Source organism: Variovorax sp. TLI9-5A (assembly GCF_056867935.1).
Genome location: NZ_CP200310.1, coordinates 3941218 through 3963210, shown reverse-complemented (window position 1 = coordinate 3963210; position 21993 = coordinate 3941218). Strand labels below are relative to the sequence as shown.

The window sequence follows — 21993 nt, the reverse complement described above, 5'->3', positions numbered from 1 at the left end:
TTGGCGATCAGCCGGCCTTGGCCGCCTTCACCAGCGAAGGCGTTGCCTTGTAGCTCTCCGGAAACAGCTTCTTCAGGTCGTCGATCTTCGGCATGTCGTTGATCGCGATGTAGGGCTGGCTCGGGTGCAGCGTCAGGTAGTCCTGGTGGTAGTCCTCGGCCGCGTAGAAGGGCTTGGACATCTCGACGGTGGTGGCCAGCGGCTTGCCGAAGGTCTTCGCCTGGTTGAGTTGTGCGATGTAGGCGGTGGCGATGCGGGCCTGCTCGGCGTTCTCGGCGAACACGGTGGAGCGGTATTGCGTGCCGGTGTCCGGACCCTGGCGGTTGAGTTCGGTGGGGTCGTGCGCCACCGAGAAGTAGATCTGCAGCAGCTTGCCATAGCTGACCTGCTGCGGGTCGTAGGTGATGCGCACCGACTCGGCATGGCCCGTGCGGCCCGAGCCGACTTCGTCGTAGCGGGCAGTCTTCGCCTCGCCGCCGGCATAGCCCGAAACGGCGTTGCTCACGCCCTTGACGCGCTGGAACACGCCCTGCACGCCCCAGAAACAGCCGCCGGCGAACACGGCGGTTTCGGTCTTCGCGCCCGGTGCCGCGGCCAGGTCGGCGGCGGGGGCGGGTACACGGCGGGCGGTCTCGGCGAATGAGGGCGCCGCCTGCCAGACGAGGACAGCGGCAGCCAGCGTGCCGGCGGTGAGTGCGAAGGATTTCTTCATGGTGCGGATTCCTTGGGGGAGGTGACATTGACGCCGAATCGCTCCGGCGTCAATGGTGATGCGGCAGCGCGGAGGGGCGCTTACTTCTTCATCTCGTCCTTGCCCATGGCGTCCTTCTTCATGCCGTCCTTGGACATGGAGTCCTTGGCCATCGAGTCCTTCTTCATCGCGTCCTTCGACATGGAGTCCTTGGCCATCGAATCCTTCTTCATGCCGTCCTTGGACATCGAGTCCTTGGCCATGCCGTCCTTCGCCATCTCGTCGGCGGCGAAGGCCGAGGCGCCGGCGAAGGCCATGCAGGTGGCGAGCAGGGTTGCGGTGAGCTTGTTCATTTGACGTATCTTCCTGAGTTGAGGTTGGTTGATCGAGTTTTCTGAAAATCGGCCTGCTCCCGTGGGACGTGGCCTCGCGCTTTCTTCGGCAGTCGAGCGGCTTGAACGGCCCCTCAGCTCCCTCCGAACCAGTTGTAGCCCTGGTCTTCCCATTAGCCACCGGAATAGGTGTTGGTGACGAACATCGCCTTGATGTGCTTCGGGTTCTTGTAGCCAAGCTTGGTGGGCATGCGCAGCTTCATCGGAAAGCCGTACTTGGGTGGCAAGGGCTGCCCGTCGTAGCTCAGTGCCAGCAGCGTCTGCGGATGCAGGGCGGTGGGCATGTCGATGCTGGTGTAGTAGTCGTCTGCGCACTTGAAGCCCACGTACTTGGCCGTCAGGTCGGCGCCGATGTGGCGCAGGAAGTCGGCGAAGCGCACGCCGCCCCACCGGCCGATGGCGCTCCAGCCTTCCACGCAGATATGCCGCGTGATCTGCTCCTGCTGCGGCATGGCGCGCAGCTCAGCCAGCGTCCAGGCGTGCCTGTCGGCGACCATACCGGTCACCTCGAGCCGATAGCTGGCTTCGTCGACCTCGCGCACCTCGTCCTCGCCGTAGTAGGCGTTGAAGGGGAAGGGGCGCGTGATCTCGGCCTCGGTGTACGTGGGTGCGAGCTGCGTGGGGCTGAAGATCAGGCCCTGCACCTTGTCGTTGAAGCGCGAGATCTTCGTGAGCGCGGCTTCCACCTGCGCGTTGTCGCTGATGCTGCAGCCGGTGAGCAGGGACAGGCCGCCGAGCGTGAGCGAGCGACGCAGGAACACGCGGCGCGAGGGCTCGTCGAGCTTCTTCGCGATCAGCGTGCGGGCTTCGCGCAGCACGGCGTCTCCGTCGATGCTGTTCAGGGTGGGGGCTTTGAAGATTTTCATCGGGCTTCGGGCTTGCCGCCGCGGATCATGGTGAGGAGGGTGCGGGGCACCAGGGCCACCATCACGAGGTGCACGACGATGAAAGCGACGATGGCGGCCATGCAGAAGAAGTGGACGCGGCGGGCCGACTCGTAGCCGCCCATCAGCTCGCGCAGCACCGGGAACTGCACCGACTTCCACAGCACCAGGCCCGAGAGCACGATCACGATCAGGTCGAGCATCACGAACAGGTAGGCCAGCTTCTGCACGCTGTTGTAGCGGCGCGGGTCGGCGTGCGAGAGCTGGCCCTTGAGCGCCGCCAGCGCGTCGTGCCAGACGCCGGCCGGCGTCAGCGGGAAGAACTTGGCGGCAAGCCGGCCGGTGGCGATGTTCATGAACAGGTAGAACAGGCCATTGGCCACCAGCAGCCACATCGCGGCGAAGTGCCACTGCAGGGCACCGCCGAGCCAGCCGCCCAGCGTGACCACGGTGGGAATGGTGAAGGGGAAGAAGGGCGAGGCGTCGTAGATGCGCCAGCCGCTGGTCACCAGGATCACCACGGCCAGCGCGTTGAGCCAGTGCGAGATGCGCATCCACAGCGGGTGTACCGGGCCGGCCTTGGCCGGTGCGGCGGGAGGGGCGATGGCTGTCGTGCTGTTCATGGGGCGGATTGTTGGGCGCGCCCCATGGCCGATTCATCACGCAAAGTTCAATTAATCGTGATAACTCCGGAATCCGTATCGCGGGACAATGTCGCCACCATGGACACTCCCAAGCGCGTGCTGATCGTCGAGGACGACGCCCACATTGCCGAGCTGCTGCGCATGCACCTGCGCGACGAGGGCTATGCCATCGAGCACGCCGCCGACGGCCATGCCGGCCTGCGCGAGCTGGAGCGCGGCAACTGGGATGCGCTGGTGCTCGACCTGATGCTGCCCGGCATCGACGGTCTCGAGATCTGCCGCCGCGCCCGCGCGATGGCGCGCTACACGCCGATCATCATCATCAGCGCCCGTTCCAGCGAGGTGCACCGCATCCTCGGCCTGGAGCTGGGGGCCGACGACTACCTGGCCAAGCCCTTCTCGGTGCTGGAGCTGGTGGCGCGCGTGAAGGCGCTGCTGCGGCGCACCGACGCGATGGCGCGCAACGCCCGCATGGAGTCGGGCAGCCTCACGCTGGGCAACCTCGACATCGAGCCGCTGGCGCGCGAGGTGCGGGTGGACGGCAAGCCGGTGGAGCTCACGCCGCGCGAGTTCGACCTGCTGTACTTCTTCGCGCGCAACCCCGGCAAGGTGTTCTCGCGGCTCGACCTGCTCAACCAGGTCTGGGGCTACCAGCACGACGGCTACGAGCACACCGTCAACACCCACATCAACCGGCTGCGCACCAAGGTGGAGGCCGACCCCACGCAGCCCCGGCGCATCCTCACCGTGTGGGGGCGCGGCTACAAGCTCTCCGCCACCGGCAGCGCGGAGGAGGCCGCATGACGATGGCCTGGGCCACGCTCTCGCGGCGGCTTTCGGCCGTGTTCGCGGTGCTGCTGCTGGTGTGTTGCGGCGCGTCGGTGTGGCTGCAGGTGCGCTCCAACGGCATGCACGAGCAGGAGGTCGTCCAGCGCCTGTCGCTCGGACTGGCGGCGCATATCGCCGAAAACTCCGAACTCATGAAGCCCGGCGGGCTCGACCAGGCGGCGGTGAAGGACCTGTTCGACAAGCTGATGGCCGTCAACCCCAGCGTGGAGGTCTACTTGCTCGGGCTGGACGGCCGTATCGCGGCGCAGGCTGCGCCGCCGGGGCACCTGAAGCGCGACCGGGTCGACCTGGCGCCCATTCGCAAGCTGCTTTCGGGCGCCTCGCTGCCGATAGTGGGGGACGATCCGCGCAGCCCGAACGGGGCCAAGGTGTTCAGCGCCGCGCCACTGCAGATGGGTGGGCGCGACGCGGGCTATGTCTACGTGGTGCTGCAGGGCGAGGACCACGACGCGCTGGTCGCCAACGTGGCGGCCGACAACGTGCTGCGCACCACGCTGTGGGCGATGGGGCTGGTGGCGCTGCTCGGGCTGCTGGCGGGGCTGGCGGCATTCCGCCTCATCACGCGGCCGCTGCGCGAACTCACGGCGGCGGTGAAGCGCTTCGAGACCGAAGGCATCGCCTCGCTCGAAGGCGAGGCGCCCACGCTGGAGCGGCTTTCGCGCGGCAGCGACGAGATCGCGCAGCTGGGCCAGGCCTTCGCGCAGATGACGAAGCGCATCGCCGAGCAATGGCGCGAGCTGACCCTGCAGGACCAGCAGCGCCGCGAACTCTTCGCCAACATCTCGCACGACCTGCGCACGCCGCTCACATCGCTGCACGGCTACCTCGAAACGCTGCTGCTCAAGGCCGGCACGCTCGATGAGGCGGAGCGGCGGCGCTACCTCGAAATCGCGCTGGGCCAGAGCCGCAAGGTGGGCCGGCTGGCGCAGGAGGCCTTCGAATTGGCGCGGCTCGAATACGGTGTGGTCAAGCCCGAGAAGGAAAGCTTCGCGCTGGCCGACCTGGTGCAGGACGTGTTCCAGAAGTTCGAGCTGGCGGCGGAGGCCAGGCACCAGCGCCTGAAGCCCGACATCGCGCCGGGCCTGCCGGTGGTGTCGGCCGATCTCGGCATGATCGAGCGCGTGCTCACCAACCTGCTGGACAACGCCATCCGCCACACGCCCGAGGGCGGGGAGATCGTGGTGCAGCTGCGCGCCGAGAACGCAGGCGTGACGGTGCAGGTGAGCGACACGGGGCCGGGCATTCCGGGCGAGCTGCAGAAGGCGATCTTCACGCGCCCGGTGTTCATGAGCGGCTCGCGTTCCGACGGTACGGCGAGCAGCGGCGGGCTGGGGCTGGTGATCGTCAAGCGCATCCTGCAGCTGCACGGCAGCGACATACGGCTGGTGCAGCAGGCCGACAAGGGCGCGGTGTTCCGCTTCCAGCTGGGCGGGTCAACAGCGGGCTGAAGACTTTTCCCGGGGCTGGGCGTGCGTGGCGGTCGATGCTAAAAAAGCGGCGCGATCGACCCCCAACACAAGGAGACAGCCCGCCATGCCAGCCTTCGAAACCGTCCTGATCGACAAGGACCCGCAGCACCCGCGCATCGCGCGCCTTGTGCTCAACCGGCCCGACAAGCTCAACGCCATCGCCGAGACCACGCCCGCCGAGATACGCCGCGCGGTTGAATGGGCAGAGGCCGACGACGAGGTGCATGTGATCGTGGTCGAAGGCGCGGGCCGCGCCTTCTGCGCCGGCTATGACCTCGGCGACTACGCCGAAGGCCATGTCCGCAACGGCGACGGCGGACCGGGCGACCATCCCTGCCGGCAGGAGAAGACGCCCTGGGACCCGATGCTCGACTACGCCGCCATGAAGCGCAACACCGACGACTTCATGGCCCTGTGGCGCAGCCGCAAGCCCACCATCGCCAAGGTGCACGGCTACGCGGTGGCCGGCGGCAGCGACATCGCGCTGTGCTGCGACCTGCTGACCATGGCCGACGATGCACGCATCGGCTACATGCCGACGCGTGTGTGGGGCTGCCCGACCACCGCGATGTGGACCTACCGCCTCGGCGCCATGCGCGCCAAGCAGCTCATGTTCACCGGCGACACCATCACCGGCACGCAAGCGGCCGAATGGGGGCTGGCCAATTTCTCGGTGCCGGCCGAGCGGCTCGAGGAGGCCACCATGCAGCTCGCGCAGCGCGTCGCGGGCGTACCGGGTTCGCACCTCATGATGCACAAGCTGGTCGTCAACCAGGTCTGGCATTCGATGGGGCTGGAGCAGAGCCAGATGTTCGCCACCGTGTTCGACGGTATCACGCGCCACAACCCCGAGGGCATGTGGTTCAGGCGCCAGGCGGAAGCCGAGGGCTTCAAGAGCGCGGTGCAGTGGCGCGACAGCGGCCGGCCGATTCCGGAAGGCGACGAGGCGAGGGCGCGCATCGCCGAGCTGGAGGCGAAGCTGGCCGCGCGCGGCTGAACGCTGTTGCCGCTTTCATGTCGGCCGCATGTCATGCGACCGACATGTCCTCCTTCGATGATCCGGCGCGCCCATCGTCCGGCCGACCACAACACCAAGACACAGCGGGCGGGTGCATTCGCATCGACAGACAAGAGGGAGGAATCTCAATGCAATCGTTCATCTTTTCCAGGACGACGCTGGCGGCTTGCGCCTGCGCGTTCATCGCCGCCTGCGGCGGCAGCAGCGATGGCGGCACGCCGCTGTTGCCCGTCGCGGCCCCAGCGCCAGCACCGGCGCCAGCCGCGACCCCGGCACCGGCTCCGACTCCGACTCCGACTCCGGCCGGGCCGGTCCTGGTCATCGGCCATCGCGGCGCTTCGGCTTCGCGTCCCGAGCACACGCTGGCGGCCTACCAGCAGGCCATCGACGACGGGGCCGACTTCATCGAGCCCGACCTCGTGGCCACGAAGGACGGCGAACTCGTAGCCCGCCACGAGAACGCCATCGCCATCGTCAAGGACGGCAACCTGGTCGAGGCCACCACCAACGTGGCCGACGTGCCGAAGTTCGGCAGCCGCATGAAGACCAAGGTGGTCGACGGCGTCTCGATCACCGGCTGGTTCACCGAGGACTTCACGCTGGCCGAACTCAAGGAACTGAAGGCCCGCGAGCGCATTCCGAAGCTGCGCCCGGCCAACGTCTCGTACAACGACCAGTTCCAGGTGCCCACGCTCGACGAGGTGATCCAGCTGGCCAAGTCGCAGACCGTGGCCAAGGGCCGCGTGATCGGCGTCTACCCCGAGACCAAGCACCCGACCTACTTCCGCTCCATCGGCCTGCCCCTGGAGCAGAAGCTGATCGACACGCTGCAGAAGCACGACCTGAACAAGGCCGACGCGCCGGTGTTCGTGCAGTCCTTCGAGACCGGCAACCTCAAGGACATCCGCCTGAAGAGCCCGGTGAAGATCGTCCAGCTCATCGACGGGCAGGGCGCCCCCTATGACCTCGCGGCGCTGCGCGACAAGCGCACCTATGCCGATCTGGCGACGCCCGAGGGCCTGGCCGAGATCGCGACCTATGCGCAGGGCATCGGTACGGCAAAGGCACGCGTGATCCCGGTGGTCGACGGCAAGCTCGGCGCGCCGACCACGCTCGTGAAGGACGCGCATGACAAGAAGCTGCAGGTCCACATCTGGACCGTCAGGCCCGAGAACAACTTCTTGCCCGACAGCCTCAAGAAGGAGCCGAAGACCGATCCGATCGCATACGGCGACACGGCCGGCGAGATCAAGGCGTTCCTCGACGCGGGCATCGATGGTCTCTTCGCCGACAGCCCCGCGACGGCGGTGCCGGCGGTGAAGGCCTACCGCGCGGCGCGCGCGAAATAACGCGGCTGGCGGCGCGCCGTCAGCTCTCGCGGCGCGTGACGATCACCGTGGCCTCGAGGCCCTCGTAGGCCTCGGGGTCGCCGAACCAACTGCCCGAGATCGGCGCCGCCAGCGCGGGGTCGCGCGCCACGCCGACGCGGATCAGCTGGCCGCTGCCCATGAGGTTGTTGGTGGGGTCGAAGGCCAGCCAGCCGACGCCCGGCAGGTAGGCCTGCAGCCAGGCGTGCGTGGTGCCGGCGCCGGTCATCGAGTCGGCCTGGCCCTGCGCCTGCGCGGCGGCGTCGAGTGCCGCGTCGTAGAGATAGCCCGAAACGAAGCGCGTCGCGATGCCCAGGCGGCGCGTGGCTTCCATCATCAGCAGCGCGTAGTCGCGGCAGCTGCCGCTGCCCAGCGCCAGCGTTTCCAGCGGTGTCTGCGTGCCTTCCTCGTCGCGCGCCTTGTATTCGAAGCTCTGGCCGATGTGCGCGTTCATGCGCGTGAGCACCTCGCGCGTGCTGTTGGGCTTGTCGGTCTGCAGGAACTGATGGGCCCAGCGGATCAGCGTGCCCTGTCCGTCGTCGTTGTGATGCGGGCGCAGGTAGTGCTCCAGGTCGAGGCGCTCCTGCACCGAGTAGGCAAAAGGCAGGAACTCGGCGGAGGGGTCCAGCGTGAACAGGTCGCGCTGCGAGGGAGGCACGTGCTCGATGGTGAAGGAGCACACGATGCGCAGCTCGGTGGCTTCGCCCAGCGGCTGCACCAGCGCGACGGAGTTGGAGTACGGGTCCTGGATGAGCCGCGTGTTCGCCTCCGGGCTCACCTGCAGGTCGGTGGCCAGCACGCGCAGGTCGTGGCTGTCGCGCGGGCGGAACATCACCCGGTGCAGGCCGAAGCTGACCGGCTGGTTGTAGCGGTAGACGGTGGTGTGCCTGATGTCGTACTGGATGGCCATGCGCCGCATTCTCGTGCCTTCGCGCGGCAAAGCGAGGTAAAGCCGTGGAACGGCGCGCGCCCATGCCGCAGAATCGGCGCCCGCCCGTCTGTCCAGGAGATTCCGGCCCGCCATGTACTCCGCCACCTTCATCTTCGCCAGGAAGCAGTTCGACGACGAGTTCCACCGCCTCGACCAGACCATCGCCGCGGCCGCCAAGTCGCTGCCCGGCTACCTGGGCGAGGAAACGTGGGAAAACCCCGGCAACGGCCTGGTGTCGAACGTCTACTACTGGGACTCGCTCGACAGCCTGCAGGCGCTGATCCGCCATCCCGTGCACCAGCAGGCCAAGGCGGTGCAGGCGAACTGGCTCGACGGCTACAAAGTGGTGATCTCCGAGGTGCTGCGCACCTACGGCGACAGCCGCATCGACCACATGCTGGCGCCCTCGGTGCAGAGCGCCGGGTAGGCAAGCGATGCCCGAAGCGTTTGGCCTCGTCCAGGTGCTCGGCGGGCTGGCGATCGGCGTCTTCTCGGGCGCCATGGGCGGCCTGCTGGGTGTGAGCCCCGGCGGGGCGCTGGTGCCCGCGCTGGCATTGATGCCCGGGCTGGGCCAGCACGAGGCGCAGGCCGTGTCGCTCGCGGCGCAGCTGGTGCCGACCAGCCTTGCGGGCTTTCTGCGCTACCGGGTCTCGGGGCACGGCGCGTCGTGGCGCACGGTGACCTGGATTTCGCTCGGCTTCCTGGCCGGAGCCTGGCTGGGCGCGCAAGGGGCGCACCACGTGGCCGATGCGGCGCTGCGCTGGATGTTCGTCGGCTACCTGCTTGTGCTGGCGACGCTGGTCGTGCTGAAGTCGCCCGCGAGGGCCGATGGCGTCGTGGAGCTGGCGCAGGAGCCGCGCGGCACGGCCGTGGCTCTGGCGGCGGTGGGCGTTGTCGCGGGCGCATCGTCGGGCCTGCTCGGCATCGGCGGCGGGCTGGCCATGACCGCGCTGCTGGCGGTGGCGCTTCACTACTCGCAGCACCGGGCGCAGGCCGTAAGCCTGGCGGTGAATGCCTTGCCGCTCGCCCTGCCGGCGGTGTTCGTCTATGCGAGCGTGGCGAACGGGCTGCCCTGGGTCTTGCTGGGGTGCGTCGTGCTGGGGCTGTGGATCGGCACGGCCGCAGGGGCGCGGCTCGCAACGCGGCTGAGCGAGCGGGCGCTGCGCAAATACTTCCTGGTGCTGGTGATCTGCATGGCGCTGTTGATGGCGTACCGCGCGTCGAGCGCGGCGGGCTGATTCAGAGCCGCTGCGTGCCGAGCGCCTTGGCCAGCGTGGCCGGCAGGGGCAGTGGCTCGGCGTGCCATTGCGCGGCCAGCAGTTCGGCGCACAGGGCCGCGAAGCTCAGGCCGCGCGAACCCAGGGCTGTGCAGGCCCATAGGCCGGCATCGACAGGGCCTACAAGGGGACGCCGGTCGCCCGAAGCGCATCGAACGCCGACCCATGTGTGGCTCTCGCCATCGGTCAGCGCCCCGGCGGCGGCCGGGTGCAGGCGCGCGAGGCGCTCGCGGTTCGCGGCGCTGTCCGCCTCGGTTGGCTCGAGGCTGGTGCTGTCGCGATCGAAGGTGGCGCCAGCGAGCCACATCGGGGCCTCGCCGTGCTCGCCGGGGACGTGGGCGATCAGATGGCCGTCGCCGTTGACTGGCGTGGCGGGCAGCAGGGTGCTGTCGTCGGGCACCGGGCCCCAGGCGACCTGTCCGCGTACTGGCTGAAGGGGGAGTGCGGGGGCGAAGCGGCCCGATTCGAAGCCGGCGCAGATGACGACGCGATCTGCCTCTATCAGCAGCTCGCCAGACGGATCGAACAGCTCCCAGCCGCCTTCATGGCGCTCCAGCCGCGCCACCCGGCAACCGCCACGGAACTCGACGCCCGGCTGGCGCAGCCAGGCGGCGATCAAGCGTTGCGGCTTCACCCAGGCCGCGCGGGCATGCCAGATCGCGGGAACATCGGCGGGCAAGCCGGCCGCTGCCAGCTGATCGGCACTGGCGGGCCACGATTCGTTCGGCCCCAGGCTGCTCCAGCCGGCGGGCACGCGGACATCGCCATCAGGCCGGCGCTCCAGCACGCCGCTTGCGCGCCAGTCCCGGCCTTCCTCGAGCAACCGCCCCAGTTCAGTCCAGGTCGCCCGGATGCCGGCGCGCGTGAGCCGGGAGAGCAGTGCATCGTCGGGCGACACATGCGGCGCCAGCATGCCCACCGGCAGCCCCGATGCGCCGGAGGCGGGCCAGTCGGCCGCGTCGAGCACCGTCACCTGCCAGCCGCGCCGCGCAAGGCTGGCCGCCACGGCCGCGCCCGCGAGGCCAGCCCCGATGACGGCACAGCGGCCCGGCGCCTCGACGCGCTCCGGCGCGGGTTCGCGGCGGCGCACGGTCCAGGCAGGCGCGAAGGTGCCGCGCAGGCAGTCGCGCTTGGGCGGCAGGCCGGGGCGCTTCTCCACGACGAAGCCCTGCTGCGCGAGCGCATCGCGGATCGCCCGCGCGATGGTCCAGGTGGCGATGCGCGTGCCCTGGCGGGCGAAGCGCGACACCGCCTTGAGCGTGTCTGCAGACCACATTTCCGGGTTCTGCTGCGGGCTGAAGCCGTCCAGGAAGATGCCGTCGGCCTCGAAGCGCTGGGCGCGCAGCATCGGCTGCACGTCGCCGACGCACAGCGTGAGCAGCACCCGGCCCTCGTCGAAGGCCAGCCGGTGGAAGCCGGGCAGCAGGCCGTTCCATTGCGCGGCCAGCTCACCGGCCAGCGAAGCGAGTTCGGGATACGCCCCGGCCGCGCGCACCAGATCGCCGGCCGAGACCGGATGGGCCTCGACCGAGACGAAGTGCAGCAGCCGCGGCCGCGCCGGATCGGCGCGCCACGCCTGCCAGGTTGTCAGGAAATTGAGGCCCAGGCCGAAGCCGGTTTCGAGAATCCGCCATTGGGGCTGTCCGCCCCAGGCCTCGGGCAGGCCGCAGCCGCCCAGGAAAACGTGGCGCGACTGAGCCAGTGCGCCGGTTTCGGTGTGATAGATGTCGTCGAAGCGTTCGCTTCGCGGAACGCCGTCGGCGCGCCAGGCAACAGGCTCACCCCCAGGCTTTGCGCACTTCGTGTCGCTTTGCCAACCCCCTTCGAGGGGGCAACACCTGCAGCCCGGCAAAGCCGGTTCCGCGGTGTTTCCCGAAGAAGAGGTGGGTGGCAATGGCGGTGGCGGCCGTCAGGGGGCCGAGGGGGGACGTAGCCCTGGGCTACGTCTGCGCCTTCGCCGAAGAAGTGCTTTTCCATCTGCCGCGCCAGGTACTGGCGGGCGCGCAGATCGGCCAGGTTCAGCCGGTTTTCGTTGACCAGCATGGTCTGCTGCTTGAGCCAGGCGGCCCAGGCTTCCTTGCTGACGTTTTCCCACAGGCGCTTGCCCAGTTCGCCTGGATAGGGCGGGAAGTCGAGACCTTCGGCCTCTTTGCCGAGCTTGATGCACTGAACCATGCGTGCCATTTCTGTTGCCTTCTTAACGGGAAAGTGGGGATACGGGAGAAAAAGGGAAAAAGCGCTGAGGCAGGCGGTGATTGGCTGCTTAGTTGTTTTGGCTATTTAGAACTGAAAACTTGGTCGTTCCAGTTTCTATATGTCGTATTGAGAATACGCAGCTTCATCGATATGCCTTTTCAGAGCAAGACACCATGAGCCTTCGCCGCGACTTTATCAAGCTTTCCCTGGGTGCCGGCGTGGCCGGTGCCATGGCCCTGTCGGCGTTGCCGACGTTCGCCCAAGGCGGCGCGGCCGCCAAGGGCCCCGTGACGCTGCTGAATGTGTCCTACGACCCGACGCGCGAGCTCTACGTGGACTACAACCAGGCCTTCGCCAAGTACTGGAAGGGCAAGACCGGACAGGACGTGACGGTCAAGCAGTCGCACGGCGGCTCGGGCAAGCAGGCCCGCTCGATCATCGACGGCATCGACGCCGACGTGGCCACGCTGGCGCTCGGCGGCGACATCGACGCGCTGGTCTCGCATGGCGGCCTGGTCAAGGCCGACTGGCAGAAGCGCCTGCCGCACAACTCCGCGCCCTACACCTCGACCATCGTGTTCCTGGTGAAGAAGGGCAACCCCAAGGGCCTGAAGGACTGGGACGACCTGGTCAAGCCCGGCGTGCAGGTGATCACACCCAACCCCAAGACCTCGGGCGGCGCCCGCTGGAACTACCTGGCCGCGTGGGAATTCGCCAAGCGCAAGTACGGCGGCGATGCAAAGGCCAAGGAATACATCGGCAACCTGTTCAAGAACGTGCCCGTGCTCGACACCGGCGCGCGCGGCTCGACCATCACCTTCGTGCAGCGCGGCGTCGGCGACGTGCTGCTGGCCTGGGAGAACGAAGCCTTCCTGGCGCTGAAGGAATTCGGCCCCGAGAAGTTCGAGATCGTGGTGCCGTCGATCTCCATCCTGGCCGAACCCAGCGTGTCGGTGGTCGACAAGGTCGTCGACAAGAAGGGCACGCGCGCCGTGGCCGAGGAGTATCTGAAGTACCTGTACTCGGACGAAGGCCAGGACATCGCCGGCCGCAACTTCTACCGCCCGACCTCCGAGAAGGCCAAGGCCAAGTACGACAAGCAGTTTCCCAAGCTCACGCTGGTGACCATCGACCAGGCCTTCGGCGGCTGGGCGAAGGCCGACAAGGAGCACTTCGCCGACGGCGGCTCCTTCGACCAGATCTACACCGCGAAACAAAAGTAACCCCCCAGGCTGCGCGCACTACGTGTCGCTTCGCCCACCCCCCTGCCGGGGGCGGGCCGGCCGCTTCGGGCGGCCGTGCGCGGCGGCCCCACGAATTCGCGCTCCTTTTCTCTCGAACGAAGGTTTCTTGTGTCCGTTCTCCTGATTGCCGGCAGCCCCACGGCCCCTTCCCGCTCCACCGCCTTGCTCGACGCGGTGGGCGAGCGGCTGGCCCAGCGCCACGCGCGGATCGAGCGGCTCGCCGTTCGCGAACTGCCGGCGCAGGCGCTGCTTTTGGCCGAGTGGAACCATCCGGCCATCGAGCGCGCCATCGCCCAGGTGGCGGCGGCGCGCGTGATCGTGGTGGCCACGCCGGTCTACAAGGCGGCCTACAGCGGCCTGCTCAAGGTCTTTCTCGACCTGCTCTCGCAGAACGCGCTCAAGGGCAAGACGGTGCTGCCGCTGGCCACCGGCGGGAGCCCGCACCACATGCTGGCGCTCGACTACGCGCTGCGGCCCGTGCTGCAGTCGCTGTCGGCGCGTCACATCCTCCCGGGCGTGTACGCCAGCGAATCGCAGATCGCGCTGACGCCCGAGAACGCCTACCAGGTGCACAACGACCTGGCCGAACGACTCAACGAAGCCGTCGAGGTACTGGCCACCGAGGGCCTGAAGCTGCCTGCCACACACGGCTTCGAGCCGGTGCCGTTTTCCCGCGTGCGATGTAGCGTCTGACGAGCGGGCTCGTCATCGAGCCCGGCTCCCCGCCAGACCCATCACCGTCCCCTTTTCTGAAGTCGCCTGTTTGCGGCGAGGGGGCAGCTTTGCCTGAAGTTTTTGCAGACCAAGGAATCCACGCATGAACCCCGTCGCCACCGAAGACTCCGTGCTCGAAGTGCCGCCGCGCTCCTTCTGGCGCGGCCTGCGCGATCTGCTGATCAGCGCCGTCGTGGTCAGCGCCATCGCGCTGATCGTCAGCTTCATTTCCGCCGCCTCGGCGCACGCCCAAGGCACCAAGGGCGAACTGCGCATCGGCTACCAGAAGTCGGCCAGCCTGTTCGTGCTGCAGAAGGCGCAGGGCACGCTGGAGAAGAAGCTCGCTCCGCTGGGCTTCGGCGTGAAGTGGGTCGAGTTCCCGGCCGGCCCGCAACTGCTCGAAGGCCTGAACGTGGGCGCGGTCGACGTCGGCTACGTCGGCGAGGCGCCGCCCATCTTCGCGCAGGCCGCCGGCGCGAAGTTCGTCTACTTCGGCTACGACCCGGCGGCGCCGCGCGCCGAGGCCATCCTGGTCACGAAGGATTCGCCCATCAAGTCGGTCGCCGACCTGAAGGGCAGGAAGGTCGCGCTCAACAAGGGCAGCAACGTGCACTACCTGCTCGTGAAGCAGCTCGAGAAGAGCGGCCTGAAGCTCTCCGACATCCAGCCCGTGTACCTCGCGCCCGCCGACGGCCGCGCCGCCTTCGAGAGCAGGAACGTCGATGCCTGGGTGATCTGGGACCCGTTCCAGGCCGCCGCCGAGAAGGCCACCGGCGCGCGCGTGCTGGCCGACGGCACGCCCGAGGTGGTCAACAACTACCAGTACTACCTGGGCGAGCGCGGCTTCGTGAAGAACAACCCGAAGGTCATCGACGCGCTGTTCGCCGACTCGGTCGAGCAGGGCATCTGGCTCAAGAAGAACCTGCGCCAGGCGGCCGAGCTGATCGCTCCGCTGCAGGGCCTGCCGGTCGACGTGGTCGAACTGGCGCTGCGCCGCTACGAGTTCAACGTGAAGCCGATCACGCCGGCCGTCGCTGCCGACCAGCAAAAGATTGCCGACACCTTCTTCGCGCTGAAGCTCATTCCCAAGCCCATCAAGGTCAACGACGCCGTGGTCACGGCGCAGCCCTGAGGCACCCAAGTTCCCGCACAACCATGACACGCATCTCCATTCCCCGCCGTCGCCTGATCCAGGGCGCGGCAGCGGCCATCGCGCTGCCTTCCTCCTTCGCCGCGCTGGCGCAGCAGGCGCCCGCGCGCCAGTTCCGCATCGGCCACCAGAAGGGCTACCTCACGCTGCTCAAGGGCCGCGGCACGCTCGAGAAGCGCCTCGCGCCCCTGGGCGTGAGCGTGAAGTGGACCGAGTTCACCGCCGGCCCCGTGCAGCTCGAGGCGCTGAACGTCGGCTCCATCGACTTCGGCGACGTGGGCGAGGCACCGCCCATCTTCGCGCAGGCCGCCGGCGCGCCGCTGGCCTACGTGGGCGCGACCGTGCCGCGCCCGCAGTCGGAGGCGGTGCTGGTGCCCAAGGGCTCGGCCATCAAGACGGTCGCGCAGCTCAAGGGCAAGAAGATCGCGCTCAACAAGGGCTCGAACGTCCACTACTTCATCGTCAAGCTGTTCGAGAAGCACGGCCTGGCCTTCGCCGACCTGAACCTGGTCTACCTGCCGCCGGCCGATGCGCGCGCCGCCTTCGAGAAAGGTTCGGTCGACGCCTGGGTGATCTGGGACCCGTTCCTGGCCGCCGCCGAGAAGTCGCTGGAGGCGCGCGTGCTGGCCGATGCCACGGGCGTGGTCGGCAACCGCGCCTACTACTTCTCGTCGCTGGACTATGTGGCGAAGAACGCCGACGTGCTGTCCATCGCGATCGAAGAGCTCAACAAGGTCGACGCATGGGGCGCCGCCAACAAGGGCGCGCTGGCCGGCGAACTGGCCGCGCTCTGGGGCCTGCCGAAGCCGGTGGCGGAACTGTCGGTGAACCGCTCGGCCTACGGCACGGCACCGATCACCAAGGCCATCCTGGCCGAGCAGCAGAAGATCGCCGACACGTTCTTTGAGCTGAAGCTGATCCCGAAAAGGATCAACGTGCTCGAAGCTGCCGGCGCGGGAGTCGCGTGATGCAGATCTTCTGGTTCCTCCCCACGCACGGCGACGCCCGCTACCTCGGCACCAGCGAGGGCGCGCGCCCCATCGACCTGGCCTACCTGCAGCAGATCGCCGGCGCGGCCGACAACCTCGGCTATGAAGGCGTGCTCATTCCAACGGGCCGCTCGTGCGAAGACCCGTGGGTCATCGCCTCCAGCCTGATCGGCGCGACGAAGAAGCTCAAGTTCCTTGTGGCGGTACGCCCCGGGCTGCACCAGCCCAGCCTGGCTGCGCGCATGGCCGCGACCTTCGACCGGCTTTCGGGCGGGCGCCTGCTCGTCAACCTCGTGACGGGCGGCGACCAGGCCGAACTCGAAGGCGACGGCGTGTACCTTGACCATGCCTCGCGCTACGAGCAGTCGGCCGAGTTCATCCGCATCTGGCGCGAGATCATCGCGCGCAGCCACGACGGGCAGGCTTTCGACTACGAGGGCAGGCACCTGAGCGTGAAGGGCGCGAAGCTGCTCTACCCGCCGGTGCAGAAGCCGTATCCGCCCGTGTGGTTCGGTGGCTCCTCCGCGCCCGCGCATGAGCTGGCGGCGGAGCAGGTCGACGCCTACCTCACCTGGGGCGAACCGCCCGCCGAAGTCGCGAAGAAGATTGCCGACGTGCGGGCGCGCGCCGAGCGCAAGGGCCGCAAGGTCGAGTTCGGCATCCGGCTGCATGTGATCGTGCGCGAGACGGAAGACGCCGCCTGGAAGGCCGCCGAGGAGCTCATCAGCCGCGTGGACGACGAGACGGTGATCCGCGCGCAGGCCGCCTTCGCGCGCATGGATTCGGAAGGGCAGCGCCGCATGGCCGCGCTGCACGCGGGCGGCGCGAAGCGCTCGCGCGCCGAACTGGAGATCGCGCCCAACCTGTGGGCCGGCGTGGGCCTGGTGCGCGGCGGTGCCGGTACGGCGCTGGTGGGCGATCCGAAGACGGTCGCGGCGCGCATCGAGGAATACGCGGCACTGGGCCTGGACAAGTTCATCCTGTCGGGCTACCCGCATCTTGAGGAGGCCTACCGATTCGCCGAGCTGGTGTTCCCGCTGCTGTCGCGCAAGGCGAAGACGCAGCTGGCTGGCGGTTCGTTGAGCGGCCCGTTCGGTGAAGTCGTCGCCAATCTCGATGCGCCGTCGCGCCTCGTTTCCCAAAGCTAAAGGACTGCCATGACCGAACAGGTTCAGGAACTGCCGGCGGTGGCGCCCGCCGAGAGCGCGGGCAACAACGCATTCAAGGCTTTCGCCGTCAACGTCGCGAAGCGGCTGGTGCCGTGGCTGGTGCCGGTGGGGCTCATCGTCTTCTGGCAGATCGCGTCGTCGCTGGGCTGGCTCAGCACCCGCGTGCTGCCGGCGCCGGTCGACGTGGTGAAGGCCGCGTGGAACCTCACGGTGTCGGGCGAGCTGTGGACGCACGTGAAGGTCAGCGCGGGCCGGGCGCTCGCGGGGCTGGCCATCGGCGGCGGCGCGGGGCTGGCGCTGGGGCTTCTCACGGGCTCGGTGAAGTTCGCCGAGACGCTGCTCGACTCCACCATCCAGATGGTGCGCAACATCCCGGCGCTGGCGCTGATTCCGCTGGTGATCCTGTGGTTCGGCATCGACGAGTCGGCCAAGCTGTTTCTCATCTCGGTGTCGGTGTTCTTCCCGATCTACCTGAACACCTTCCACGGCATCCGCAACGTCGATCCGCAGCTCATCGAGATGGGGCGCACCTACGGCCTCTCGCGCTGGCAGCTGTACCGCGAGGTGATCCTGCCGGGAGCGCTGTCGTCGATCCTCGTGGGGCTGCGCTTCTCGCTGGGCCTGATGTGGGTGATCCTGATCGTGGCCGAGACCATCTCGGCGCAGGCCGGCATCGGCTACCTCACGATGAACGCCCGCGAGTTCCTGCAGACCGACATCGTGCTGGTGGGCATCCTGCTGTACGCGCTGCTCGGCAAGCTGGCCGACCTGTTCGCGCGCGGACTGGAGCAATGGTGGCTGCGCTGGCATCCCGGCTACCAGAAGAAGGCGAAGTGAGGGCCGGGGAATGACGCATTCATCAGCCTTCATCTCCCGCCGCACCGCCGTCGCGGCAATTGCAGCGCTCGGCTCGGGCGCCGTGTTCGCGCAGGGCGTGGCCGCCCGGCCCGCCACCGTGCGCCTGGGCTACCAGAAGTCGTCGACGCTCATCGCCGTGCTCAAGGCACAGGGCACGCTCGAGAAGCAGCTCGCACCGCTCAACGCCGCACTCAGCTGGCACGAGTTCACCAGCGGCCTGCCGCTGCTGGAGGCGCTGAACCTCGACAACCTCGACATCAGCGCCGACGTGGCCGACACCGTACCGGTGTTCGCGCAGGCGGCCGGCGCCGACCTGACCTTCATCGCGCAGGAGGCGCCGTCGCCCGCCGCACAGGCCATCGTGGTGCGCGAAGACTCGCCGCTGAAGACCGTGGCCGACCTGAAGGGCAGGAAGGTCGGTTTCGCGAAGGCGGCCGGCGCGCACTACCTGCTGATCGCCGCGCTCGACAAGGCCGGCCTCTCGTTCAAGGACATCGAGCCCGCCTACCTCACGCCGGCCGACGGCCGCGCCGCCTTCGAGAAGGGCGCGATCGACGCCTGGGTGGTATGGGACCCGTTTCTCGCCGCGGCACAGCGCCAGTCGAAGGTGCGCGTGCTGGCCGATGGAGCGGGCATCGCCTCGTACCAGCGCTACTACCTCGCGAGCAGCAAGTTCGCGAAGGCGCGGCCCGACGTGCTGCGCGTGGTCTACGCCGAGCTGGAGAAGACCGGCAGGTGGGTGAAGCAGAACCCGAAGGAGGCGGCCGCGCTGCTGTCGCCGGTGTGGGGCCTCGACGTCGCGACCATCGAGCAGGCCAACGCCCGCCGCAGCTACGCGGTGCGCCCGGTGGTGCCCGAAGTGCTGGGCGAGCAGCAGCGCATTGCCGATGCCTTCCTCGCCGAGAAGCTGCTTCCCAGAAAGATCGATGCGCTGAACGTGGCGCTGTTCAAGCCCGGAGCCTGACCGAATCATGAGTGCCGTACTGAAAGACATCAAACCCCTGGACCACTCGCTGGAGCAGTCGCAGGCCATCGCCGGCGGCGTGCGCCTGGAAGCGCGCGGCCTGCACAAGCGCTATGGCGCGCGCGAAGTGCTGCGCAACACGCGCCTGACCATCGAGCCGGGCCAGTTCATCGCCATCGTCGGGCGCAGCGGCTGCGGCAAGAGCACGCTGCTGCGGCTGATCGCGGGCCTGGAGGAGCCGAGCGCCGGCGGCCTCTACACCGACGGCAAGGCGGTGAACGGCCTGCACGACGACACGCGCATCATGTTCCAGGAGGCGCGCCTTCTGCCGTGGCGGCGCGTGCTCGACAACGTGACGCTGGGCCTGCCGAACGATGCCAAGGCGCGCGGCAAGGAGGTTCTGGCGCAGGTCGGCCTGGCCGACCGCGAGAACGAATGGCCGGCGCGCCTTTCGGGCGGCCAGCGCCAGCGCGTGGCCCTGGCGCGCGCGCTGGTGCACCACCCGCGGCTGCTGCTGCTCGACGAGCCGCTGGGCGCGCTCGACGCGCTCACTCGCATCGAGATGCACCGCCTCATCGAGAACCTGTGGCAGCGCCACCGCTTCACCGCGCTGCTGGTGACGCACGACGTGCAGGAAGCCGTGGCGCTGGCAGACCGCGTGATCCTCATCGAGGACGGCCGCATCGCGCTCGACGAGAACATTGCGCTGGCCCGTCCGCGCTCACAGGGTGACCCGGCCTTCGCGGCAATTGAAAAACGAATCCTCGACAGGGTGCTGCAGAAGTCCGAAGAGACCGAAGCCGAGAGCACCGACGCCAGCTGGCTCGCAACCCCGGCGCATGCATTGCGCTGGGCGATCTGACGAGCCTTCTCATCCAACCGCCAAACTGAAAGGCAGTCGCATGTCGCAGAACTGGAAATTCGAAACCCTGTCGGTCCACGCCGGCTATTCGCCCGATCCGACCACCCGCGCCGTGGCGCCGCCCATCTACCAGACGGTGGCCTACGCCTTCGACAGCGCCCAGCACGGCGCAGACCTGTTCGACCTGAAGGTGCCGGGCAACATCTACACCCGCATCAACAACCCGACGCAGGACGTGCTGGAGCAGCGCGTGGCGGCGCTCGAAGGCGGCATCGCCGCGCTCGCGCTGGCCTCGGGGCAGGCGGCCGTGACCTACGCGATCCAGACCATCGCCGAGGCCGGCGACAACATCGTCAGCAGCACCGCGCTGTATGGCGGCACCTACAACCTGTTCGCCCACACGCTGCCGCAGTTCGGCATCACCACGCGCTTCGCCGACCACCGCGATCCGGCCAGCTTCGAGAAGCTCTTCGACGAGCGGACCAAGGCCGTGTTCGTCGAATCGCTCGGCAATCCGGCGGGCAATGTGACGGACATCGCGGCCATCGCCGAGATCGCGCACCGCAACGGCGTGCCGCTGATCGTCGACAACACGGTGCCGTCGCCGTACCTGAGCCGGCCCATCGAGCACGGCGCCGACATCGTGGTGCATTCGCTCACCAAGTACCTGGGCGGCCACGGCACCAGCATCGGCGGTGCCATCGTCGATTCGGGCAAGTTCCCGTGGGCCGAGCACAAGCAGCGCTTCAAGCGCCTGAACGAGCCCGACGTGAGCTACCACGGCGTGGTCTACACCGACGCGCTGGGCCCCGCTGCCTACATCGGCCGTGCGCGCGTGGTGCCGCTGCGCAACACGGGCGCGGCCATCTCGCCGTTCAACGCCTTCCTGATCCTGCAGGGCATCGAGACACTGGCGCTGCGCGTGGACCGCATCAGCGACAACGCGCTGCGCGTGGCGCAGCACCTGAAGACGCACAAGGCCGTGAAGTGGGTCAACTACGCGGCGCTCGAAGACCACCCCGACCATGCGCTCGCGAAGAAGTACCTCGGCGGCAAGGCCAGCGGCGTGCTGACCTTCGGCATCGGCTCGGGACGCGAGGGCGGCGCGAAGTTCCTCGACGCGCTGAAGCTCTTCACGCGCCTGGTCAACATCGGCGACGTGCGCTCGCTGGCCACGCATCCCGCATCCACCACGCACCGCCAGCTCTCACCCGAGGAGCTGGCCAGGGCCGGCGTGACCGAGGACACGGTGCGCCTGTCGGTCGGCATCGAGCACATCGACGACCTGATCGCCGACCTCGATCAGGCACTCGGCGCGGCATCGAACTGAAAAACACTTCATTTGAAGCGATGACCACACTGCAAGCCATTCCCGAAGCCGCGCTGGACCAGCTGTTCCGCAAGGCCCGCACCGTGCACGCCTTCAAGCCCGTGCCCGTGACCGACGAGCTCATCCACAAGCTCTACGACCTCCTCAAATGGGGCCCGACCGCCTTCAATGCCCAGCCGGCACGCTACGTGTTCGTGCGCAGCGAGGAAGCCAAGGCGAAGCTGAAGCCTGCCGTGTCGGCAGGCAACACCGCACAGACGCTGGCCGCAGGCGTCACGGTGATCGTGGCGCAGGACACGCGCTTCTACGAGCACCTGCCCAGCCAGTTCCCGGCCTACGACGCCAAGCCGCTCTTCGAGAAGAGCGCCGAGGCCGCGCAGGCCACGGCCTTCCGCAACAGCAGCCTGCAGGGCGCCTACCTGATCCTGGCCGCTCGTGCGCTAGGACTCGACGCGGGGCCCCAGTCGGGCTTCAACGCCGACCTGGTCGACAAGGCCTTCTTCCCGGACGGCCGCTACCGCGCGAACTTTCTCGTCAACCTCGGCGTGGCCGACCACGCAGGCACCTTCGAGCGCGGGCCGCGGCTGGCGTTCGACGACGTGGCCGAGATCGTCTGAGCGTCGTCAGTCCGCCGTGCTTTTCCTCAACGAATTCCCTCATCAACCTGAAAGAGAACCCATCATGTCCATCCAGGCCATCAACGTCCGCAACCAGTTCAAGGGCAAGGTCCGCGAAATCATCCGCGGCGACGTCGTCTCCGAAGTCGACGTCGAAACCGCCTGGGGCATCGTCACCTCGGTCATCACCACGCGCTCGGTCGACGAGCTGCAGCTGAAGGTGGGCTCCGACGTGGTTGCCCTCGTGAAGTCCACCGAGGTTTCGATCGCGAAGCTCTGACGGACCCTCGGGCATCTGCGACGACCCGGCGCCGGACTGGCGCCGGGTTTTTTCGTTTGTGGGGTTCGTGTTTTCAGCGGTTTACCGAGTGTGGATCG

General features: G+C 68.1%; 23 protein-coding genes and 1 pseudogene. 17 read left to right on the top strand and 7 right to left on the bottom strand.

The window, feature by feature from the left end; translation table 11 throughout:
- Nucleotides 1–7: 7 nt before the first annotated feature.
- From msrA to AC1VNX_RS18660, 4 genes are all read right to left on the bottom strand, one after another.
- On the bottom strand, nt 8–712 hold the full coding sequence (msrA, locus tag AC1VNX_RS18675) for a peptide-methionine (S)-S-oxide reductase MsrA (RefSeq protein ID WP_483158254.1): 705 nt from the start codon (nt 710–712) through the stop codon (nt 8–10).
- An 80-nt stretch (nt 713–792) separates the two neighbouring features.
- A complete protein-coding gene (locus AC1VNX_RS18670) occupies nt 793–1044 on the bottom strand; it encodes a pentapeptide MXKDX repeat protein (protein ID WP_184638273.1) in 252 nt (83 codons plus the stop codon).
- 152 nt (nt 1045–1196) lie between these two features.
- The gene (locus tag AC1VNX_RS18665) at nt 1197–1949 is read right to left on the bottom strand and encodes a molybdopterin-dependent oxidoreductase (RefSeq protein ID WP_483158252.1); all 753 of its coding nucleotides are present in this window, start codon (nt 1947–1949) and stop codon (nt 1197–1199) included.
- Complete coding sequence (locus tag AC1VNX_RS18660; RefSeq protein WP_483158250.1) at nt 1946–2590, bottom strand: cytochrome b/b6 domain-containing protein; 645 nt, start codon at nt 2588–2590, stop codon at nt 1946–1948. The genes AC1VNX_RS18665 and AC1VNX_RS18660 overlap by 4 nt, the downstream gene beginning before the upstream one ends.
- A gap of 99 nt (nt 2591–2689) precedes the next feature.
- Here AC1VNX_RS18660 and AC1VNX_RS18655 point away from each other — a divergent pair, with 99 nt between their 5' ends.
- The 4 genes from AC1VNX_RS18655 to AC1VNX_RS18640 all read left to right on the top strand — a co-directional run bounded on the left by AC1VNX_RS18655 (nt 2690) and on the right by AC1VNX_RS18640 (nt 7296).
- A complete protein-coding gene (locus AC1VNX_RS18655) occupies nt 2690–3415 on the top strand; it encodes a response regulator transcription factor (protein ID WP_483158247.1) in 726 nt (241 codons plus the stop codon).
- Nucleotides 3412–4908, top strand: coding sequence for a sensor histidine kinase (locus AC1VNX_RS18650; protein ID WP_483158246.1), 1497 nt, complete (start codon nt 3412–3414; stop codon nt 4906–4908). Before AC1VNX_RS18655 ends, AC1VNX_RS18650 begins: the two co-directional genes overlap by 4 nt.
- Before the next feature lie 85 nt (nt 4909–4993).
- Nucleotides 4994–5926 carry a crotonase/enoyl-CoA hydratase family protein gene (locus tag AC1VNX_RS18645; RefSeq protein WP_483158244.1) on the top strand — a complete coding sequence of 311 codons (933 nt, stop codon included), beginning with the start codon at nt 4994–4996 and terminating at the stop codon, nt 5924–5926.
- Between the two features lie 149 nt (nt 5927–6075).
- Nucleotides 6076–7296 carry a glycerophosphodiester phosphodiesterase gene (locus tag AC1VNX_RS18640; protein ID WP_483158242.1) on the top strand — a complete coding sequence of 407 codons (1221 nt, stop codon included), beginning with the start codon at nt 6076–6078 and terminating at the stop codon, nt 7294–7296.
- A 19-nt stretch (nt 7297–7315) separates the two neighbouring features.
- On the opposite strand, the gene AC1VNX_RS18635 is transcribed toward AC1VNX_RS18640, so the two are convergent.
- A complete protein-coding gene (locus AC1VNX_RS18635; RefSeq protein WP_483158240.1) occupies nt 7316–8224 on the bottom strand; it encodes a transglutaminase family protein in 909 nt (302 codons plus the stop codon).
- A gap of 112 nt (nt 8225–8336) precedes the next feature.
- On the opposite strand from AC1VNX_RS18635, the gene AC1VNX_RS18630 reads away from it, so the two are divergent.
- Both AC1VNX_RS18630 and AC1VNX_RS18625 read left to right on the top strand, forming a co-directional pair.
- Entirely contained in the window at nt 8337–8672 is a 336-nt protein-coding gene (locus AC1VNX_RS18630; protein ID WP_483158238.1) for an antibiotic biosynthesis monooxygenase family protein, read from the top strand.
- A gap of 7 nt (nt 8673–8679) precedes the next feature.
- On the top strand, nt 8680–9483 hold the full coding sequence (locus AC1VNX_RS18625) for a sulfite exporter TauE/SafE family protein (protein WP_483158236.1): 804 nt from the start codon (nt 8680–8682) through the stop codon (nt 9481–9483).
- Nucleotide 9484: 1 nt separating this feature from the next.
- On the opposite strand, the gene mnmC is transcribed toward AC1VNX_RS18625, so the two are convergent.
- Nucleotides 9485–11374: a bifunctional tRNA (5-methylaminomethyl-2-thiouridine)(34)-methyltransferase MnmC2/FAD-dependent 5-carboxymethylaminomethyl-2-thiouridine(34) oxidoreductase MnmC1 gene (gene mnmC / locus AC1VNX_RS18620; protein WP_483158234.1), complete on the bottom strand. Its 1890-nt coding sequence runs from the start codon at nt 11372–11374 to the stop codon at nt 9485–9487.
- Nucleotides 11375–11442: 68 nt separating this feature from the next.
- A pseudogene (locus AC1VNX_RS18615) lies at nt 11443–11706 on the bottom strand (oxidative damage protection protein); the annotation flags it as partial.
- A 185-nt stretch (nt 11707–11891) separates the two neighbouring features.
- Here AC1VNX_RS18615 and AC1VNX_RS18610 point away from each other — a divergent pair.
- From AC1VNX_RS18610 to AC1VNX_RS18560, 11 genes are all read left to right on the top strand, one after another.
- On the top strand, nt 11892–12941 hold the full coding sequence (locus AC1VNX_RS18610) for a sulfate ABC transporter substrate-binding protein (RefSeq protein WP_483158232.1): 1050 nt from the start codon (nt 11892–11894) through the stop codon (nt 12939–12941).
- A gap of 129 nt (nt 12942–13070) precedes the next feature.
- On the top strand, nt 13071–13655 hold the full coding sequence (gene ssuE, locus AC1VNX_RS18605; protein WP_019652906.1) for an NADPH-dependent FMN reductase: 585 nt from the start codon (nt 13071–13073) through the stop codon (nt 13653–13655).
- 124 nt (nt 13656–13779) lie between these two features.
- Entirely contained in the window at nt 13780–14808 is a 1029-nt protein-coding gene (locus AC1VNX_RS18600; RefSeq protein ID WP_483158229.1) for a sulfonate ABC transporter substrate-binding protein, read from the top strand.
- Between the two features lie 23 nt (nt 14809–14831).
- Nucleotides 14832–15794, top strand: coding sequence for a sulfonate ABC transporter substrate-binding protein (locus AC1VNX_RS18595; protein ID WP_483158227.1), 963 nt, complete (start codon nt 14832–14834; stop codon nt 15792–15794).
- Nucleotides 15794–16963 carry an FMNH2-dependent alkanesulfonate monooxygenase gene (gene ssuD, locus AC1VNX_RS18590; protein ID WP_483158225.1) on the top strand — a complete coding sequence of 390 codons (1170 nt, stop codon included), beginning with the start codon at nt 15794–15796 and terminating at the stop codon, nt 16961–16963. The genes AC1VNX_RS18595 and ssuD overlap by 1 nt, the downstream gene beginning before the upstream one ends.
- A gap of 9 nt (nt 16964–16972) precedes the next feature.
- Nucleotides 16973–17821, top strand: a complete 849-nt coding sequence (ssuC, locus tag AC1VNX_RS18585) for an aliphatic sulfonate ABC transporter permease SsuC (protein ID WP_483158223.1) — start codon at nt 16973–16975, stop codon at nt 17819–17821.
- Nucleotides 17822–17831: 10 nt separating this feature from the next.
- Nucleotides 17832–18806, top strand: a complete 975-nt coding sequence (locus AC1VNX_RS18580) for an aliphatic sulfonate ABC transporter substrate-binding protein (RefSeq protein WP_483158221.1) — start codon at nt 17832–17834, stop codon at nt 18804–18806.
- 7 nt (nt 18807–18813) lie between these two features.
- Entirely contained in the window at nt 18814–19668 is an 855-nt protein-coding gene (locus AC1VNX_RS18575) for an ATP-binding cassette domain-containing protein (protein ID WP_483158219.1), read from the top strand.
- A gap of 40 nt (nt 19669–19708) precedes the next feature.
- Nucleotides 19709–20998 (top strand): O-acetylhomoserine aminocarboxypropyltransferase/cysteine synthase family protein, encoded by a 1290-nt coding sequence (locus AC1VNX_RS18570; RefSeq protein WP_483158217.1) that lies wholly within the window; start codon nt 19709–19711, stop codon nt 20996–20998.
- A 20-nt stretch (nt 20999–21018) separates the two neighbouring features.
- Nucleotides 21019–21615: a malonic semialdehyde reductase gene (locus AC1VNX_RS18565; protein WP_483158215.1), complete on the top strand. Its 597-nt coding sequence runs from the start codon at nt 21019–21021 to the stop codon at nt 21613–21615.
- A 64-nt stretch (nt 21616–21679) separates the two neighbouring features.
- Nucleotides 21680–21895, top strand: a complete 216-nt coding sequence (locus AC1VNX_RS18560) for a TOBE domain-containing protein (RefSeq protein ID WP_007829250.1) — start codon at nt 21680–21682, stop codon at nt 21893–21895.
- The last annotated feature ends 98 nt before the right edge of the window (nt 21896–21993 follow it).

What these genes read in the sequence shown, in the direction of transcription:
- AC1VNX_RS18610 (WP_483158232.1), top strand. Translation starts at nt 11,892, where the DNA reads ATGAGCCTTCGCCGCGACTTTATCAAGCTTTCCCTGGGTGCCGGCGTG.
- AC1VNX_RS18645 (WP_483158244.1), top strand. Translation starts at nt 4,994, where the DNA reads ATGCCAGCCTTCGAAACCGTCCTGATCGACAAGGACCCGCAGCACCCG.
- AC1VNX_RS18635 (WP_483158240.1), bottom strand. Translation starts at nt 8,224, where the DNA reads ATGGCCATCCAGTACGACATCAGGCACACCACCGTCTACCGCTACAAC.
- AC1VNX_RS18630 (WP_483158238.1), top strand. Translation starts at nt 8,337, where the DNA reads ATGTACTCCGCCACCTTCATCTTCGCCAGGAAGCAGTTCGACGACGAG.
- ssuC (WP_483158223.1), top strand. Translation starts at nt 16,973, where the DNA reads ATGACCGAACAGGTTCAGGAACTGCCGGCGGTGGCGCCCGCCGAGAGC.
- AC1VNX_RS18660 (WP_483158250.1), bottom strand. Translation starts at nt 2,590, where the DNA reads ATGAACAGCACGACAGCCATCGCCCCTCCCGCCGCACCGGCCAAGGCC.
- AC1VNX_RS18670 (WP_184638273.1), bottom strand. Translation starts at nt 1,044, where the DNA reads ATGAACAAGCTCACCGCAACCCTGCTCGCCACCTGCATGGCCTTCGCC.
- AC1VNX_RS18565 (WP_483158215.1), top strand. Translation starts at nt 21,019, where the DNA reads ATGACCACACTGCAAGCCATTCCCGAAGCCGCGCTGGACCAGCTGTTC.
- AC1VNX_RS18655 (WP_483158247.1), top strand. Translation starts at nt 2,690, where the DNA reads ATGGACACTCCCAAGCGCGTGCTGATCGTCGAGGACGACGCCCACATT.
- AC1VNX_RS18625 (WP_483158236.1), top strand. Translation starts at nt 8,680, where the DNA reads ATGCCCGAAGCGTTTGGCCTCGTCCAGGTGCTCGGCGGGCTGGCGATC.
- AC1VNX_RS18570 (WP_483158217.1), top strand. Translation starts at nt 19,709, where the DNA reads ATGTCGCAGAACTGGAAATTCGAAACCCTGTCGGTCCACGCCGGCTAT.
- AC1VNX_RS18595 (WP_483158227.1), top strand. Translation starts at nt 14,832, where the DNA reads ATGACACGCATCTCCATTCCCCGCCGTCGCCTGATCCAGGGCGCGGCA.
- ssuD (WP_483158225.1), top strand. Translation starts at nt 15,794, where the DNA reads ATGCAGATCTTCTGGTTCCTCCCCACGCACGGCGACGCCCGCTACCTC.
- AC1VNX_RS18575 (WP_483158219.1), top strand. Translation starts at nt 18,814, where the DNA reads ATGAGTGCCGTACTGAAAGACATCAAACCCCTGGACCACTCGCTGGAG.
- AC1VNX_RS18650 (WP_483158246.1), top strand. Translation starts at nt 3,412, where the DNA reads ATGACGATGGCCTGGGCCACGCTCTCGCGGCGGCTTTCGGCCGTGTTC.
- AC1VNX_RS18560 (WP_007829250.1), top strand. Translation starts at nt 21,680, where the DNA reads ATGTCCATCCAGGCCATCAACGTCCGCAACCAGTTCAAGGGCAAGGTC.
- AC1VNX_RS18640 (WP_483158242.1), top strand. Translation starts at nt 6,076, where the DNA reads ATGCAATCGTTCATCTTTTCCAGGACGACGCTGGCGGCTTGCGCCTGC.
- msrA (WP_483158254.1), bottom strand. Translation starts at nt 712, where the DNA reads ATGAAGAAATCCTTCGCACTCACCGCCGGCACGCTGGCTGCCGCTGTC.
- AC1VNX_RS18665 (WP_483158252.1), bottom strand. Translation starts at nt 1,949, where the DNA reads ATGAAAATCTTCAAAGCCCCCACCCTGAACAGCATCGACGGAGACGCC.
- AC1VNX_RS18600 (WP_483158229.1), top strand. Translation starts at nt 13,780, where the DNA reads ATGAACCCCGTCGCCACCGAAGACTCCGTGCTCGAAGTGCCGCCGCGC.
- AC1VNX_RS18580 (WP_483158221.1), top strand. Translation starts at nt 17,832, where the DNA reads ATGACGCATTCATCAGCCTTCATCTCCCGCCGCACCGCCGTCGCGGCA.